Source organism: Nocardia neocaledoniensis (genome assembly GCF_003182135.1).
Classification (GTDB): domain Bacteria; phylum Actinomycetota; class Actinomycetes; order Mycobacteriales; family Mycobacteriaceae; genus Nocardia; species Nocardia neocaledoniensis.
Genome location: NZ_QGTL01000004.1, coordinates 312,533 through 328,198 on the forward strand (window position 1 = coordinate 312,533; position 15,666 = coordinate 328,198).

At 70.0% G+C, this 15,666-nt stretch carries 15 protein-coding genes; 9 read left to right on the forward strand and 6 right to left on the reverse strand.

Annotation, left to right across the window (positions count from 1 at the left end):
* Window positions 1-11: 11 nt before the first annotated feature.
* On the reverse strand, window positions 12-1,193 hold the full coding sequence (locus DFR69_RS13415) for an MFS transporter (protein ID WP_110037847.1): 1,182 nt from the start codon (window positions 1,191-1,193) through the stop codon (window positions 12-14).
* 106 nt (window positions 1,194-1,299) lie between these two features.
* Here DFR69_RS13415 and DFR69_RS13420 point away from each other — a divergent pair, with 106 nt between their 5' ends.
* From DFR69_RS13420 to DFR69_RS13440, 5 genes are all read left to right on the forward strand, one after another.
* Window positions 1,300-1,749 carry a MarR family winged helix-turn-helix transcriptional regulator gene (locus tag DFR69_RS13420; protein WP_110037848.1) on the forward strand — a complete coding sequence of 150 codons (450 nt, stop codon included), beginning with the start codon at window positions 1,300-1,302 and terminating at the stop codon, window positions 1,747-1,749.
* 79 nt (window positions 1,750-1,828) lie between these two features.
* Window positions 1,829-2,653 carry a hypothetical protein gene (locus tag DFR69_RS13425; protein WP_110037849.1) on the forward strand — a complete coding sequence of 275 codons (825 nt, stop codon included), beginning with the start codon at window positions 1,829-1,831 and terminating at the stop codon, window positions 2,651-2,653.
* 151 nt (window positions 2,654-2,804) lie between these two features.
* Window positions 2,805-4,151 (forward strand): WS/DGAT/MGAT family O-acyltransferase, encoded by a 1,347-nt coding sequence (locus DFR69_RS13430; protein ID WP_110037850.1) that lies wholly within the window; start codon window positions 2,805-2,807, stop codon window positions 4,149-4,151.
* A gap of 42 nt (window positions 4,152-4,193) precedes the next feature.
* Window positions 4,194-5,312 carry an NAD(P)H-dependent flavin oxidoreductase gene (locus DFR69_RS13435; RefSeq protein WP_110037851.1) on the forward strand — a complete coding sequence of 373 codons (1,119 nt, stop codon included), beginning with the start codon at window positions 4,194-4,196 and terminating at the stop codon, window positions 5,310-5,312.
* 137 nt (window positions 5,313-5,449) lie between these two features.
* Window positions 5,450-6,847, forward strand: coding sequence for a threonine/serine exporter family protein (locus DFR69_RS13440; RefSeq protein WP_110037852.1), 1,398 nt, complete (start codon window positions 5,450-5,452; stop codon window positions 6,845-6,847).
* 7 nt (window positions 6,848-6,854) lie between these two features.
* Here the strand turns inward: DFR69_RS13440 and DFR69_RS13445 are convergent, their stop codons facing one another.
* A complete protein-coding gene (locus DFR69_RS13445) occupies window positions 6,855-7,622 on the reverse strand; it encodes a GntR family transcriptional regulator (RefSeq protein ID WP_110037853.1) in 768 nt (255 codons plus the stop codon).
* A 291-nt stretch (window positions 7,623-7,913) separates the two neighbouring features.
* Here DFR69_RS13445 and DFR69_RS13450 point away from each other — a divergent pair, with 291 nt between their 5' ends.
* Complete coding sequence (locus DFR69_RS13450; protein ID WP_110037854.1) at window positions 7,914-8,441, forward strand: hypothetical protein; 528 nt, start codon at window positions 7,914-7,916, stop codon at window positions 8,439-8,441.
* A gap of 8 nt (window positions 8,442-8,449) precedes the next feature.
* Here DFR69_RS13450 and DFR69_RS13455 read toward each other — a convergent pair whose 3' ends face one another.
* Window positions 8,450-10,825 carry a lysylphosphatidylglycerol synthase transmembrane domain-containing protein gene (locus tag DFR69_RS13455; RefSeq protein ID WP_110038269.1) on the reverse strand — a complete coding sequence of 792 codons (2,376 nt, stop codon included), beginning with the start codon at window positions 10,823-10,825 and terminating at the stop codon, window positions 8,450-8,452.
* A 160-nt stretch (window positions 10,826-10,985) separates the two neighbouring features.
* Between DFR69_RS13455 and DFR69_RS13460 the strand changes: the two genes are divergently transcribed.
* Complete coding sequence (locus DFR69_RS13460) at window positions 10,986-11,915, forward strand: NAD-dependent epimerase/dehydratase family protein (protein ID WP_110037855.1); 930 nt, start codon at window positions 10,986-10,988, stop codon at window positions 11,913-11,915.
* A gap of 142 nt (window positions 11,916-12,057) precedes the next feature.
* On the opposite strand, the gene DFR69_RS13465 is transcribed toward DFR69_RS13460, so the two are convergent.
* Window positions 12,058-12,981, reverse strand: coding sequence for an MBL fold metallo-hydrolase (locus DFR69_RS13465; protein WP_110037856.1), 924 nt, complete (start codon window positions 12,979-12,981; stop codon window positions 12,058-12,060).
* A 169-nt stretch (window positions 12,982-13,150) separates the two neighbouring features.
* On the opposite strand from DFR69_RS13465, the gene DFR69_RS13470 reads away from it, so the two are divergent.
* Both DFR69_RS13470 and DFR69_RS13475 read left to right on the forward strand, forming a co-directional pair.
* Entirely contained in the window at window positions 13,151-13,528 is a 378-nt protein-coding gene (locus tag DFR69_RS13470) for a hypothetical protein (RefSeq protein ID WP_110038270.1), read from the forward strand.
* Window positions 13,525-14,655: a cation:proton antiporter gene (locus DFR69_RS13475; protein ID WP_110037857.1), complete on the forward strand. Its 1,131-nt coding sequence runs from the start codon at window positions 13,525-13,527 to the stop codon at window positions 14,653-14,655. The genes DFR69_RS13470 and DFR69_RS13475 overlap by 4 nt, the downstream gene beginning before the upstream one ends.
* On the opposite strand, the gene DFR69_RS13480 is transcribed toward DFR69_RS13475, so the two are convergent.
* Window positions 14,652-15,044: an RNA-binding S4 domain-containing protein gene (locus tag DFR69_RS13480; protein ID WP_110037858.1), complete on the reverse strand. Its 393-nt coding sequence runs from the start codon at window positions 15,042-15,044 to the stop codon at window positions 14,652-14,654. The two genes, DFR69_RS13475 and DFR69_RS13480, sit on opposite strands and share 4 nt — an antisense overlap.
* A 3-nt stretch (window positions 15,045-15,047) precedes the next feature.
* Window positions 15,048-15,608: a C40 family peptidase gene (locus DFR69_RS13485; RefSeq protein ID WP_110037859.1), complete on the reverse strand. Its 561-nt coding sequence runs from the start codon at window positions 15,606-15,608 to the stop codon at window positions 15,048-15,050.
* Window positions 15,609-15,666: the final 58 nt, after the last annotated feature.

A 15,666-nucleotide genomic window follows, 5' to 3' on the forward strand; every position in this document is an offset into this window, starting at 1 on the left:
ATATCCCGCCACTACCCCTGGACCGCAATGGGTTCCGCGACCGTCGGCGATTCCGCCCGCGACCTGGTGGCCACGAGCAACACCGCCAGCCCGGTCACCGCGAAGCCCACACCGACCCACAGCGGCGAGACCCAGCCGAACCCCGCGCTGATCGCCAGGCCCGAGAGCCACACGCCGAGGAAGTTGCCGACATTGAAGGCGGCGATATTGGCCGAGGACGCGAGTGTCGGCGCGGCGCCCGCGTGATCGAGCACCCGCATCTGCAAGCCGGGCGTTGCGCCGAAGCCGAAGAAGCCCATGGCCGGCAGCAACAGCAGCGCCGCGATCTTGCTGTCGGCCAGCAGCGCGAAGGCGGCCAGGGCGACCGCGAGCGCGAGGGCGAGTCCGATCAGTGTGCGCGTCAGCGCGCGGTCGGCCCAGCGGCCACCGAACAGGTTGCCGAGGAACAGGCCGAGCCCGAACAGCACGAGCAACCACGGCACCAGTTCATCGGAGAAGCCGGTGACGCGCGTGAGCAGGGGTTCGATGTACATGAACGCGCCGAACATGCCACCGAACACCAGCACGGTCATGACCAGCGAATACCAGACCTGGGTGTTGCGGAAGACCGACAGCTCGGCACGCAGGTCCGGGCGCGTGGCGCTCGCGGGCGCGTCGGGGACCAGCGCGGTGATACCGGCCAGGGCGAGCAGGCCGACGACGGTGATCACGGCGAAGGTCGCGCGCCAGCCCCACTGCTGGCCGATGAACGTGCCGAGCGGAACCCCGAGCACATTGGCGATCGTGAGCCCGCCGAACATGATCGAGATGGCGCCCGCCTTCTTCTCCGGTGCCACCAGTGTCGCGGCGAGCACGGCGCCGATACCGAAGAAGGCACCGTGCGCGAGCGCCGCGAGCACACGGCCGCCGAGCAGGGCGGCATAGCCGGGCGCGAGCGCCGAGGCCGCGTTGCCGACCGTGAACAGCACCATGAGCAGCTGCAAGGCCCGCTTGGGCTGCCAGCGGTTGACCACCGGGGTGAGCGCGAGCGCGCCGACGACGACGGCGAGCGCGTAGCCGGAGATGAGATAGCCCGCGGTCGGCACCGAGACGCCGAGGTCGGCGGCGACCGGCGACAGCAGCCCGGCGATCACGAACTCGGTGAGTCCGATGCCGAAGCCCCCGAGCGCGAGAGCGATGAGGCCGAGTGGCATGTGAACGCTTCCTTTCATCAAAAGCCGATAACCCGCGTGTGCAACTAACTGCAGGCGACGATAGTTGCACACGCGCTCTATTGCAACCGCCAGCTATACTCGGCACATGGGTATTGCTGATGACGCCGTCGAGGTGCGGGCGACCGGCTGGCGCACCCTGGCCGCACTGCACGGACACATCGAGACCGCGCTCGAGCGCGAGCTGGTGCGCGAGCACGAACTCTCGGTCGTCGAATACACCGTGCTCGACGCGCTGGCCCGCCAGGACGGCTGGCACATGCGGATCTCCCAGCTCGCCCGCGCCGCCGCGCTGTCGGCGAGCGCGACAACACGATTGGTGAACCGGCTCGAGGACCGCGGCTTCCTCGTCCGGGTGCTGTGCGCCGACGATCGCCGCGGCATCTACACCGAGCTCACCGAAACCGGAAGGGCCGCTTACGAAAAGGCGCGCCCGACGCACGACCGAACCCTCGAGCAGGCGCTCGCCGACGCCGAGGAGATCCCCGAACTGGCCCCGCTCGTGGACTTTCTGCACCGCGTTCCCGCGCCGCGCTGAGCACGACACTCCGTGTGACATCCCCGGGCAACGCGCCGATCATGGTGACTGCGCGGTGCCTCGATGCAATGATCGGCGGGTGACTCAGTGGCTCCCCCTCCTCGGCTCGCTCCCCGTCGCCGCCGCAGTTCTCGCCGGCGTCATCGTCAACAACCGCACGCACCGCGAGGGCATCGCGGCCGCCGACGAGCGCGGCAGGCAGGCGCTGGACGCCGCGCAGCGCCACGTCGAGCTGTCGAACATGGTTGGCGACCAACGTGATCACGAGGCGTGGCGCCGCGAAGCGGTGCTGGCCGCGGTCGCCTCGATCCTGGAGACCTCGGCGTCGGTGCGCGCCGATCTGACCAGCTGCGGCGAGTGGGACCTGGTCACCGTGGAGGAGATCGACGGGGTCGGCGCGCAGATCCACAAGGTCATCTGGGACCGCCCGACCGCCATGCTCACCAGGCTGCGGGTCGTCGCGCACCGCCGCATCCCGAACAAATGCGAAGACCTGCTGCGCACCCTCACCGCCGCCCAGCACATCACGATGCAGCGGCTCAAGCTGCACATCGACCCCGAGGCCACGGTCGAGGAGCTCGAGGAGATGGCCTCGCTGTGGCAGAAGGCGATGCGGCACGCGGCCGAGCAGGAGCGGGCACTGGTGGAGACGACCCGCGGCGAGCTCGGTATCGATATCCCCACGAAAGGCACTGCGGTGCAGCCGGTCCCGGCCCCCGCGCCGCCGGTCGCCGAACCGCCGGCCGAGGCCGCGGCGGCGGAGCCCGCCGTCGACGAGCCCGAACAGCCCGAGCAGGTCGAACAGCCCGAGGTACCCGCGGCCGAGCAGACCGCGCAGCTGCGCCTCGCCGACGCGGCCGAGGACCCCGCCGACCCGCGTCAGGCCGAACCCGCCAAGGTGTGAGCGCCGCGCGGTTGCCCCTGTTCACCTGACGCGAAGCGGGTGATCCGGGTAACTTGGAACTCGGCATGTGATGCGTCACCATGCCGACCCGACAGCGTGGTCGATCGTCTGAAGACATGCACGAACCACTCTCGTCAGGGGGCGATCTGTCATGGAGTTCATCGCACCGTTGGATGCGCTGTTCCTGCTCGCGGAATCCCGTGAGCACCCGATGCACGTCGGCTCGTTGCAGCTGTTCGAGCCGCCCGAGGACGCGGGGCCGAACTATCTGCGCGAGTTCCGCGACACCTTGCTCGCCGACCAGACCTGCAGGCCTACCTTCCGCAAGCGTCCGGCCACCTGGCTCGGCGCACCGCAGCTGGCCTGGACCCAGGACGCCGAGGTCGACCTCGACTACCACGTCAAGCGCAGCGCCCTACCGGCGCCGGGCCGGATGGGGCAGCTGCTCGATCACGCCTCCACGCTGCACAGCGCCCTGCTCGACCGGCACCGCCCGCTGTGGGAGCTGCACTTCGTCGAGGGCCTGGCCGACGGCCGGTTCGCGCTGTATTCGAAGATGCACCACGCGTTGATCGACGGCGTCTCCGCGCAGCGGTTGCTGCGTCGCACCCTCACGACCGAACCGTCGAACGCGCCGATGCCACCGTGGAACCTGCCCCGCAAGGAACGCGCGCGGGCGCCGCGCAAGGACCGCGGCGGTCTGCTCGGCGGGCTGGCCGCGGCGAGCTCGTCGACGGCGGCGCTGATGAAGGCCACCCGCACCGGCCTGCTGCAGCAGCAGTTGACGCTGCCGTTCGAGGCGCCGCGCACGCTGTTCAACGTGCCGATCGGCGGCGCGCGGACCTGCGCGGTGCGCAGCTGGTCGATGGACCGGATCAAGCAGGTGAAGAAGGCGACGGGCACCACGGTCAACGATGTGGTCCTCGCGATGTCGGCGGGCGCGCTGCGCGGCTACCTGCTCGAGCGCGACGCCCTGCCGGACAAGCCGATGATCGCGCTGGTCCCGATGTCGCTGCGGGACGCCGACGACACCGACACCCAGGGCGTGAAGATCGCCGCGCTGCTGTGCAATCTGGGCACCGACATCGCCGATCCGCTGGCGCGGTTGCAGACGGTCAGCGAGTCGACGCGGCGCAACAAGGAGGTCTACCGCTCGCTGACGCCCGCGCAGACCCTGGCCGTGGCCGGGCTGATGCTGAGCCCGATGGCGGCGATGTTGCTGCCCGGGTTCGCGTCGATGGGCACGCCGCCGTTCAACATCGTCATCTCGAATGTGCCCGGCGCGCGGGAATCGCTGTACTGGAACGGCTCGCGCCTGGACGCGAGCTACCCGCTGTCGATCCCCCTGGACGGCCAGGCCGTGAACATCACCCTCACCTCCAACGGCGACAACCTCGATTTCGGCCTGGTCGGCTGCCGCCGCACCCTGCCGGACCTGCATCGACTGCTCGACCACCTGGAGGATTCGCTCGCGGCGATGGAGGACGCTGCCGCCTGAAATTGCCCCTTTCGCGGAAACTAGAACGTGTTACAGTTCGGTATGCGTACCGATTTCTGCGAACAACTCGGCATCGAGTTCCCCATCTTCGCCTTCACCCACTGCCGCGATGTCGTCGCAGCGGTGAGCAACGCGGGCGGACTCGGCGTGCTCGGCGCCGTCGGCTTCACCGCCGAACAGCTCGAAGTGGAGCTGGCCTGGCTCGACGAGCACGTGAACGGCATCTACGGCGTCGACCTGGTGATCCCGTCGAAGTACGAGGGCAAGGGCGTCGAGGGCCTGAGCCCCGAACAGCTGGAAAAGCAGCTGGCGCAGATGGTTCCCCAGGGCCATCGCGACTTCGCCCAGCAGATCCTCACCGATCACAACGTGCCCGCGCTGCCCGACGGCGAGCACCACAACGAGCTGCTCGGCTGGACCGCGACCACCGCCGGCCCGCAGGTCGACGTGATCCTGAACCACCCGAAGGCCAAGCTGGTCGCCAACGCGCTCGGCACCCCGCCCGAGGACGTCGTCAAGAAGATCCAGGACTCCGGCCGGGTCATCGGCGCGCTCTGCGGTTCGGTCAAGCACGCGATGAACCACAAGGCGGCCGGGCTGGACTTCGTGGTGTGTCAGGGCACCGAGGGTGGCGGGCACTGCGGTGAGGTGTCCTCGCTGGTGCTGTGGCCGCAGGTCATCGAGGCGATCGGCGACACCCCGGTGCTCGCGGCGGGCGGCATCGGCAACGGCGCGCAGGTGGCCTCCGCGCTGGCCATGGGCGCCCAGGGCGCGTGGACCGGTTCGCTGTGGCTGACCGTCGAGGAGGCCAATGTGCCGCCCGCGCAGATGGACACCTACCTCGACGCCACCAGCCACGACACCGTCCGCTCGCGGTCCTGGACCGGCAAGCCGTGCCGCATGCTGAAGAACGACTGGACCGACGCCTGGGAGTCGGCCGACACCCCCGACCCGCTGCCGATGCCGCTGCAGATGATGGTCGCCCTCGACGGCGTCAAGCGCGGCCACCGCTACCCCGAGGCCGCCAAGGACGTGAACTTCAATCCGGTCGGCCAGGTGGTCGGCATGATGAACAAGATCGAGCGCAGCGCCGACGTCGTCAACCGGCTGGTCGAGGAATACGTCACCGCCTGTGATCGGCTGAGCAAGCTCAACAGCTGAGCGGATCGGGTGCCGGCCGGTAACCCCGGCCGCACCCGTCATCGAGCGCAATCTCGCCGTACCTGCCCTACACTCGCGGTATCTCACCCGGGTGCCGGGTGGAGCATCATTGCCCCACGGTTGCGGACGGCGGTGACATGGCTTCGGAGCGCAGGAACAGCGCCTGGGCGGCGACGAGTCGCCGGGTGGCCGCGGCCATCGCCAAGGCCCGCGCCGAGTACGCGGCCGCACCGCCGCCGCGCCCGGTGGACCCGCCGGTGCCCGCCGATCTGCTGAACCTGCTGTGCCGCATCGGCGTCGCGCTGGTTGGCGCCAGCGAGACCTCGGCGCGGGTGCAGGAGATCCTGGATCGGCTGTCCCGGCGCTACGGCACCGACAACATCCACTTCATGGTGCTGCCCACCGCGGTGTTCGTCCGCACCCGCACCGAGGATGGCCCGACCGTCGACATGCTCGACACCACCGTCGACACGCTGCCGCTGGACCAGATCGCCGGGCTCTACCGCCTCATCGACAAGATCGACAGGGACGCCCCGCCGCCCGCGCAGGCGTCGAAGGAGCTCGACGCGATCCTGTCGGCGAAGCCGGGCAGCCCGCCGTGGCTGATCCTGCTCGGACAGGTGGTGCTGACCGTCGGCCTCGGGATGATGCTGAATCCAGGAGCGCGGGCCCTGGTCGGGTACGTGGTGCTCGGCCTCGTCGTCGGCACGCTCACCCAGCTCGCTGCCAAGATCCGGCTGGTCTCGCTGGCCCTGCCGGTGGTGGCCGCGGCGGTGGTCGCGGTGCTGGCCTTCGGTTTTCCCGGCACGCTCGCGGGCGGACAGCCCAACCAGTTGCTGATTCCGGCCATCGCCACCCTGCTGCCGGGGGCGATGCTCACCAACGGCACCATCGAGCTGGCGAACGGCTCGCTGGTCGCCGGGGCCAGCCGGGTGGTCTACGGGATCAACATGCTGTTCCTGCTCGCGTTCGGCCTCTACGTGGGGATCAGCCTGCTCGGCCCGCTCAGCGACGCGCCGGTGAGCACCGCGCAGCTGGGCTGGTGGGCGCCGCTGGCCGGCGTGCTGCTGATCGGGTACGGCCATTCCTGGCGCTCGAGCGCGCCGCAGAATTCGGTGGGCTGGCTGCTGCTGGTCCTCTACGTCACCTACGCGGCGCAATTCCTCGGCAAGACGATCTCCGGCCCGCTGACCGGCACGTTCCTCGGTGGACTCGTCGCGGTGCCCGCCGCCTATCTGATCCAGAGCCGGACCAACGCCCCGCCCCGGCAGGTCGCGTTCCTGCCCGCGTTCTGGATGCTCGTGCCCGGCGGCATCAGCCTCACCGGGGTCTCCGAAATGGTCCTGCACACCACCGGGACCACGGCCGCGAGTGGGCTGGAAGTGGTGGTGTCGGCGCTGCTTTCGGTGATGTCGATCGCGCTGGGCGTGATGGTCGGCTCCGGGCTCACCTCCACCCGGCCGCTACCGGTGAGCACGCTCATCGGCTCGATGCTGCCGCACGGACATCACCACCGGCCCGACCCAGACAGCTGAGCGCAGGTCAGGCGGTCGCGGCCGTGGTTTCGGCGGGCTCGACGCCGACGAGTTCGTCGAACCGGGCGATGACCTTCTCGTGGTACAGCGCGAACAGATCCTCGAACAGGGCGAGCTGCGCCTCCGTCGGCGCCGAGCCCGCGTCCCACACCGCGAGCAGCGCGCGCCAGACGAGCACGTGCAGATCGGGGGCGACGGCGAAGTAGGCGGCGACCGCCTCCGGCACCTCGACGACCATGTCGGCAACCGAATTCAGCACGGCGCGTTGCATGCTCATCCCGAGCACGCCGAGCAGTCTGCGCACGAGGGCGATCTCGGCCTCGATGATGCGCACGTGATCGGGCACGCTCTGGCGCGCCAGCGCCTCCAGCTCGTCGACGGCGGCGGCCAGCCCGGCCGGGTCGAGTACCTTCTCCGCCTCGGTGTAGCCGAGCAGTGCCTCGAGCACGATGCCACGCTCCACCTCGACGATGTCGGTGAACATCTCGGCGGCGACGGCGGGCGCGGTGACGGAGAACCGGAACAGATGCCGGTAGGCGTCCATGCCGCCCTCTTCCCTGACGTCCCGGATGGTGAAGCCCTTGCCGCGGCGCGCCTCGACGAATCCGTAGGACTCGAGCCTGCCGAGGGTGAGTTGCGCGGTGGCCCGGTTCATCCCGAATTCATCGGCGACCTGGCGGACCGATGGCATGAGTTCGCCGGGCCGGTATTCGCCGGTGGCGACCCGGCGCGCCAACTCGTCGGCGACGTCGGCGACCACCGTCCGGGATCCCATCGAAACAACACCTCTCGGTCATCATCCGGTCACGTCCCAGACAGTTTATGCGCTGGAACGGCACCCCGCACGCGCCTGACCGCGCTGTGGGATGGTTCACGTCGAGCCGCCGATCACCCCGTGGAACCGACCGACCGGCCCGCTAGGCAACCGAGAGGCAACATTCACTGCGCGCCGTGAGCGGCGGGAAACTTCCCGGACTTCGCCGCCGCGTGGATCAGACAGCCTTGTGCGCCACCGTGATTGAATGCGAACGGCAACTGGACAGCATTTACAACTCCTGGAGGTTCTGTGCAGACCATTCGGCTCGCTGCCGGCTCCGTAGCCGCGCTCGCGGTACTCGCCGGCGTGTCCGGTTGCGGCAACGACACCAAGGACGACCACTCCGCGCACGCGTCCAGCACCACGAAGGCCGCCACGACGACAAGGGCGAACCTCACCGGCACCGCTCCCCTGCCCTCGCCGAGCCCGACCCATCCGCCCGCCCCCGAACCGTCCCCGGTCACCACCACCAGCGAAGCGCCGCCGGTCACGCCCACCAGCGACGTGCCACCCGTGCCGCCGCCGTATCCGGAGGACGTCAACTGTGGGCCGGTCACCGACGCGGGCGGCGGTTCGCGCACCGTCATCGCGGTGGGCAATGCGGCAGGACGGCCGGGCTGTACCGAGGCGATCACGGTGGCGACCACCTATGTCACCACGATCAGCCCCTCGGACGCGATGACCGTCGACGGGTGGCAGTGCCACGCGCAGCAGTCGGCCGAGACGCCGTCGGTGTGCGAGAAGGACGGGCTGTTGATCGCCTTGCGCGCCAGCTGATTCCTGCCTCAGATCATGTTCTTCTCGCCCATCCAGCGCATCACCGGCCAGCCGAGCAGGACCGGGATCCAGCAGGTCAGCACGCGATAGAGCAGGACGGCGGGCACCGCGATCTCGGCCGGGACACCGAAGGCGGCCAGACCACCGATCAGCGCCGCCTCGACCGCGCCGACGCCACCGGGTGTCGGCGCGGCCGAGGCCAGCGTGCCGCCGATCATGGTGACGATGGTGACGGCGACGAAATCGGTTCCGCCGCCGAAGGCTTCGACGCTCACCCACAGCGTCAGCGCCTGGCCTAGGGTGATGGCGCCGCAGCCGCCGATGATCATCGAGAACCGGACCGGATCGCGCACCAGGCCCGCCAGTTCGCCGAGCACCTCGCGCAACTGCGGCCGCACCGAATGATTGACCCACTTGCGCAGTTTCGGCACGAACATGAACGCGCCGATCAGCCCGACACCGACGCCGGCCGCCAGATAGAGCACGGTCGCGTCGGGCACGATGTGCGCGAGATTGGTGGACGTGCCCGCCACCACGCTGAAGATCACCAGCAGCACCAGGTGGGTGATCACCTGCGAGGACTGCTGCAGCGCCACCGCCGCGGTCGCGCTGATCGCCGTCATGCCCCCGGCCTGGGTCAGGAAACGCACGCTCAGCGCCAAACCACCCACGCCGGCGGGTGTGGTGGTGGCGACGAAGGTGTTGGCCAGCTGTTCCAGGAACAGATCGCGGAACCGCACCACCCAGCCCGCGCACGCGCCGAGCGCGGCGGCCGCGCCGACATAGGTGATCGCCGAGATCACCAGCCCGAGCAGGGCCCACCACCAGTTCAGTGTGCGCAGCTGGCTGAAGAAGGTCGGCACCTGGCTGAAGAACGGGTACGCCACGTAGACCAGCGCGAACAGCAGCACCAGCTGGATGATCTGGTTGCGCGTGAACCGGGTGAGCTGGGCGGCCTGGATGCGGTCGTGCCCGGTCTGCTCGCGGATCTCCTCGCGCGCGGTGGCCACCACCTTGGTCCACTGCGGCACGGTCTTGCGGATGCCGTTCGGCATGGCCGATTTGGTGAGGCGCCGGGCCGCGGTGACGACCGCGGTCTCGCCGAGCGCCTCGATCGCGGCCGAGACGGCCTCGTGCTTGCCGTAGAGCGAGGTCGTGGTGACCAGCAGCTGGGCGATGTCGGTCTGACGCTGCGCGTCGGTGGCGCCGAACTCGGCGGCCGCGAAACCGCCGAACAGGGTGTCGCCCTGGCAGACTCGCAGATAGCCGGGCTGCAGGTCGCCCATGCTGATCTGGTTCTCGTGCAGCCGCAGCAGCGACCGCCACACTCCCGGCAGCACCTGCGCCGAGAGCGTCTTGATCGGGGTGCCACGGGGCAGGGTGTGCGCGTAGAGCGTCCAGCCGCGGTCCAGGCTCGCGACCGCGATCTGGTGCGAATCGGCCATGCCGAGGTCGCCGATCGCGATGCCGAGCAGCGCGCGGTGTTCCACGGCCCGGTGCATCGAGCCGTGCAACGGCGCGGTTTCGCTGGAGCGGAAGGTGATCCAGCGCCACACCTGCTTGATCGCGCCGAAGCTGCGCTGGTTCTTGCCGTACATCTCGACGATCAGTTCGGATTCGGGCCCGTCGACCTCGGTCGCCAGCACCAGCGGGCCGCGGCCCGCAGGCCGGTCGACCCGGAAGTTCTTCACGGTGTAGCCGCGCCGGGCCAGCACCCGCACCGCCGCGTCCAGCGGCACCTCGAGCGCCGGCGTGCCGACGAGCCAGACGATCACCGCGCCGACCAGCCAGCCGACCACCAACCCGAGCATGGCCCGCGCCGGGACCACCGAACTCACCACCAGGTGGATCGGCGCGAACATCAACAGCAGGAACCACATCCAGCGCCGCGGCCGCACCGGCAGCCACGGGCTCGACACCGTGAGCATGGCCGCCAGCATCGCGATCCAGCGCGGGTCGTCGAGGAACTGCGACAGGAAGGAGTCGAAGCGGTCCGGCACCGGCATGTGCCATTTCGGTGTCGAGATGCCGGAGCCGGTGATCGAGAGCGCCAGCACCGCGAGCAGCCCGGCGGCCGCGTACCCGGCGAGCAGCTTCCACTGCCTGCGCAGCACCAGCTCGATCAGGATCGCGAACGGCAGTGCCAGGATCAGCATTCCGTAGACCAGGTACACCAGATTCGACTGGTCCGGGCTGAGGAAGCCGATGATCCCGGACACCGACTCCTCCAGCGCCAGCCACTCCGGCCGGGTGATCAGCGAACCCGCGATCACCACCCCGACACCGATCGCCGCCAGCACCACCCGGACGATGTCGCTGGTACGCCGGATCCGCGGCTGCAGGAGGCTTCCCGTGACCGGAATCTCCCGACCGTCGACTCGCATGAGCCGCACGATACACACCGACACGCCGCCGAACCGCCGTGACATCGGACAATGACACGGTCGTGTCGAGCCTGGTGAAGCCCGTCACAGCCCGTCACATCGGCGCGGCCGCGCACGTCCAGGGAGCAGGGAAACACTCATCTCGCCGAAGGGAACTCTCATGCAGGTTCTGCTCGCAGGCGCCACCGGCGCCATCGGTCGCCCCCTGATCCGCGCGCTGACCGCCAACGGTCACGACGTGTCGGCCCTCGTCCGCAAGCCGGACTCGCATCCCCTGGTCCGCGAACTCGGCGCCGAGCCGATCACCGCCGACGTGCTCGACCGCGACAGCCTGCTGCGCGCGCTCGACGGTGTGGCGGCCGACGCGGTCATCCACGAGGCGACCGCCCTGCGCGACGCGAAGGTGCAGCGCCGGATCCCCGCCGACGATCCGACGGGGCTGCTGCGCACCGTCGGCACGGCCAACCTGCTCGCCGCGACCGACCTGGTCGGCGCCCGACGCTTCATCGCCCAATCGCTCGTCCTCGGTTACGGCTACCACGACCACGGCGCGCGGCCGGTGACCGAACGCGACGAGTTCGGCGTCTACGACGGTGGCGTGGCCGACGAGGTGGTGCGCGCCTGCGTCGCCGGGGAGCAGCAGGTGTTCGACGCGCCGGGCGTCGACGGAATCGCGTTGCGGTACGGGCTGTTCTACGGTCCCAGCGCGTTCAGCGACCTGTTCGCCGACATGATGCGCAAGCACGCCCCGGTCGGCCCGCTCGGCTCCGGCGGGGTGAACACCTGGATCCATGTCGAGGACGCGGCCGCCGCGACGGTCGCCGCGCTCGAACGCGGAGTCGCCGGGCGCGCCTACAACATCGCCGACGACAACCCGATCACCTGGCGCGAATTCTTCGCCGAGGTGCACCGCCACCTCGACACGCCCCGTCCGATCAAGCTGCCCGCGTGGATGATCCGGCTCGCCGTGCCCTATATCGGGGCGCTCATGTCCGATACCTCGATGCGGATCTCGAGCGAGCTGGCGCACGAGGAGCTGGGCTGGCGGCCGCGCTACGCGAGCGTGGCGTCGGGGCTGGCGGCGCACTGAGCGAGCCCGCCGAAGGTGACCACCACCCCGGTCGCGGGTTTGTCGCGACCCCGAGGGGACCGGGGCAGCCGCCGACGAGGCAGATCCGGCGCGGCGGGCCGAACCGCGCGCACGACACGACAGCACCGCCATCGGTGGGCGCTCAGTGTGGAGCGCGAGCAGCTACAGCGGCGCGGTCATGCCCGGGGATGAGCTCGATGTCAGCGGGCAGGGCATGCAGGCGGTGCACCGTCTCAAAGGCGGTTTCGCGGTCGGTGTCGACGAGCTGGCCGGGCATCGGCGCCTTCTCCCGCAGCAGCTCCACCTGGAGCTTGCTCCACACCGCGTCGCCCGCCAGCAGCACACGGGTCCCGTCGTCGACGGCGAGCAGGATGCCGACGCTGCCCGGCGTGTGCCCGGCCAGGTCGACCAGCACGACCGAGCCGTCGCCGAACAGGTCGTGGCTGCGGGCGAAGGTGAGCACCGGCGGACCGTCGAGCTCGTACAGGTCGAAGACCCGGCCGCGCAGCGGGCCGCGGGCGACGCCGATCGGCGCGTGCGATCCGCCCATCGCCCAGCGGTATTCGACCTCGGGCACGCGGATCGGCACCCAGCCCGGCAGTTCGTACAGGCCGGACACGTGGTCCCAGTGCAGGTGGGTAGGCAGAACGAAGTCGATGTCGGCGCCGGTCAGCTCGTGCGCGGCGAGCAGCTCGCTCAGCCCGTGCACCGGCCCGTCCGGCGCGACGAACACCGGCACCGGGAACGGCAGCTCGGGCAGCACCCGATCGTGCACGCCCGCGCAGACCGCGGCGTCGACGAGGAAGGTGGCCGATGGGTGACGCACCAGGAAGCTCGACATGGTCAACGGCGTGCTGCGCAGCGTCCGCACGCCCTCGGCGACCAACGCCGTCGGCGCGGACAGCTCGGCCTGCATGAGCGCGACCAGTTCGACGGTCGCGCCGGCCGCCGGCGCGGGCGCGGACTCGAGCCCGGCCAGGAACGCGGTATCGACCGGGCGCGGGCGCAGCATGCGCGGGACCGTCGCGGCGGTGGCGACACAGCAGGCGAGAAGCGTCGATAACATCGGCCCGCACTCACCCATATCTGCCACCGTAGGCGATCCGCGCCCGGGGCGACCACCGCAGTTCTCCCGGCCTGCCCGCGCATACCGATCGCGCAAACAATCGACAACATCCAGCGACCGACCCGCTAACGCCGCGTGGGCGGCGGATGATGATCCGATGGCAGAGCAAATCATCCAGGTGCAGTGGAAGGACGCGCCGGAGGAACACGACTATCCGGCCGCCGCCGACTACCTCGATCTGCTCGGCGACGCGCAGGTCGTCGACGCGATCGTGGCCCAACTCCGCCGTGCGCCGGTGGTCGTGAAGAAGGCGAAGGACATCCTGCGCGCCTCCCGGCTCGACGCACTCACCCCCGACAACCCGCACGTGCGCAAGGACCTGCTCAAGATCAACGAGGGCAAGAAGCTGTCGCCGATCCTGCTCGTGCGCGGCGACTGCCGCCGGAACGTGCCGATGCTGATCGCCGACGGCTACCACCGCGTGTGCGCGCTGTACTTCGCCGACGAGAACGCCGAGATCCCGGCCAAGATCGCCTCGATGCCGTGACCTTCACGACCCTGGCGCTGGTGGTGGCGCTCGGGCTGCTCGGTCCGCTGCTCGCCCTGCCGAAACGGTGGCATCTGCCCGTCATCCTCGGCGAACTGCTGGCCGGAATCGTCTTCGGCACCACGGGTTTCGGGATACTCGACGCCGAGGACCCCGTCTTCGTCTTCCTGGCCGACATGGGTTTCGCGCTGGTGATGTTCGCGGCGGGCACCCATGTGCCGGTTCGCGATCCGGCGGTGCGCGGCGCGCTCGGCGCCGGGATCGTACGGGCCGCCCTCGTCGGCGTTGTCGCCGCGGGCGCGGGCTGGGCGGTGGCGCAGGCGTTCGGCACCGGACACGCGGCGATCTACGCGGTGCTGCTGGCGTCGTCCTCGGCGGCGATGGCCTTGCCGATCATCGACTCGCTGGGCCTGAGTGGCCCGCCCGTGCTCGCGCTGACCGCCCAGGTCGCCATCGCCGACACCGCTTGCATCGTGGCGCTGCCACTGGTGATCGACCCGGGCAACGCCGCGCGGGCCGCGGTCGGCGCGCTGGTGATCGCGGCCTGTGCCGGGGTGATGTTCCTGATCCTGCGGTATCTGCGGCAGACCGGTGCGCAGCGTCAGGTGCACGAGGTTTCGGAGGAACGGAAGTTCACGCTCGAGCTGCGGGTGAGCCTGGTGCTGGTGTTCGCGCTGTGCGGGGTGGCGAGCGCGCTGCACGTGTCGATCATGCTCGGCGGATTCGCGGCCGGACTCGCGGTGGCCGGGGTGGGCGAGCCGCGGCGGGTGGCCAAGCAGGTGTTCGCGATCAGTGACGGGTTACTGGCGCCGCTGTTCTTCGTCTGGCTCGGCGCCCGGCTGGATCTGCGCGAACTCGGCGAGCATCCGCGGCTGATCCTGCTCGGGCTCGTACTCGGATTCGGCGCCGTCGCGGTGCACTGCGCGGCGCGGGTGCTCGGGCAGCCGGTGGCGTACGGCGCACTGGCGGCGGCACAGATCGGGGTGCCGGTCGCGGCGGTGACGGTGGGCAGTCAGCTGGGCGTCCTGGTGCCCGGCGAGGGCTCGGCGATCATGCTGGCCACGCTGTGCACGATCGCTGTCGCGACGGCGGCGGCGAGCAGGCTCGCGGCGCGGCCGACGACCTAGTCCGCGCGACCCATCAGCCGATCCGTTTCGCGCCGTTCACGTTTGGTCGGCCTGCCCGCACCGCGATCACGCTGCGGAATGGAGGCCAGGACTTCCTTCGGCGGCGGGGGCGGGCTGCGGTCGATCAGGCACTGCGCGGCGATCGGTGGTCCGACGCGCTTGTGGATGATCCGCTCGACGACGACGATGCGTTCGATCCCCGCGTGCCGGATCCTGACCTCGTCGCCGAGTTTCACCTGGTGGGCCGGTTTCACGGTCACACCGTTGACACGCACATGCCCGCCGCGACAGGCTTCCGCCGCGGCCGAGCGCGTTTTGAACAACCGCACCGCCCAGGTCCAGGAATCGACACGGGCCTGGGTGACCGAGCGTTGTTCGGCGGGGCTCACCCCTTAGACGATACGGCGAGCCGTCACGACGTCGTCGGCGCTGAGCTGGGTGTAGGACACCGGGGTGCCCGACTGCACAGCGTTGAGCAGCTGACCGTTGCCGGCGTAGATGCCGACGTGGCCGCCGCCGTTGGTGATGACGATGTCACCGGCCTGCAGGTTGTCGAACGAGACCGGCGCGCCGACGTGCGACTGCTCGAAGCTGGTGCGCGGCAGTTCGATGCCGGCCTGACGGTAGGCCCACTGCACGAGGCCGGAGCAGTCGAAGCTCGAGGGGCCAGCGGCACCCCAGCTGTAGACGGCGCCGAGCTTGGTCCGCGCGGCGTCCAGGGCGATGTTGCCCGCGGACTGCTGCTGCTGGAACGGGTTGTCGAAGTTCACGCTGGGCAGCTGCGGAGCAGCCTGGCCCTGCGGAGCGACCATGGCCTGGAGCTGCTTCTCCACCTGCTGCGCCGGCTGCTCGAGCTCGGGCGGCAGATCGAAGTTACCGAGGCCGGGAATGTTGATCGTGGCAGCCTGCGAAATCGCGGGCATCGCACCGGTCGTGGCGGCCACCGCACCCATGACGAGTGCACCCTTGACGGAATTCGGCAGTCGAGAATCCCGCTGCAAGCTGTGTTTA

Excerpts from the sequence above, each read along its gene's own strand:
- DFR69_RS13465 (WP_110037856.1), bottom strand. The coding sequence starts at position 12,981 with ATGTTATCGACGCTTCTCGCCTGCTGTGTCGCCACCGCCGCGACGGTC.
- DFR69_RS13455 (WP_110038269.1), bottom strand. The coding sequence starts at position 10,825 with ATGCGAGTCGACGGTCGGGAGATTCCGGTCACGGGAAGCCTCCTGCAG.
- DFR69_RS13415 (WP_110037847.1), bottom strand. The coding sequence starts at position 1,193 with ATGCCACTCGGCCTCATCGCTCTCGCGCTCGGGGGCTTCGGCATCGGA.
- DFR69_RS13435 (WP_110037851.1), top strand. The coding sequence starts at position 4,194 with ATGCGTACCGATTTCTGCGAACAACTCGGCATCGAGTTCCCCATCTTC.
- DFR69_RS13420 (WP_110037848.1), top strand. The coding sequence starts at position 1,300 with ATGGGTATTGCTGATGACGCCGTCGAGGTGCGGGCGACCGGCTGGCGC.
- DFR69_RS13430 (WP_110037850.1), top strand. The coding sequence starts at position 2,805 with ATGGAGTTCATCGCACCGTTGGATGCGCTGTTCCTGCTCGCGGAATCC.
- DFR69_RS13440 (WP_110037852.1), top strand. The coding sequence starts at position 5,450 with ATGGCTTCGGAGCGCAGGAACAGCGCCTGGGCGGCGACGAGTCGCCGG.
- DFR69_RS13460 (WP_110037855.1), top strand. The coding sequence starts at position 10,986 with ATGCAGGTTCTGCTCGCAGGCGCCACCGGCGCCATCGGTCGCCCCCTG.
- DFR69_RS13445 (WP_110037853.1), bottom strand. The coding sequence starts at position 7,622 with ATGGGATCCCGGACGGTGGTCGCCGACGTCGCCGACGAGTTGGCGCGC.
- DFR69_RS13485 (WP_110037859.1), bottom strand. The coding sequence starts at position 15,608 with ATGGGTGCGGTGGCCGCCACGACCGGTGCGATGCCCGCGATTTCGCAG.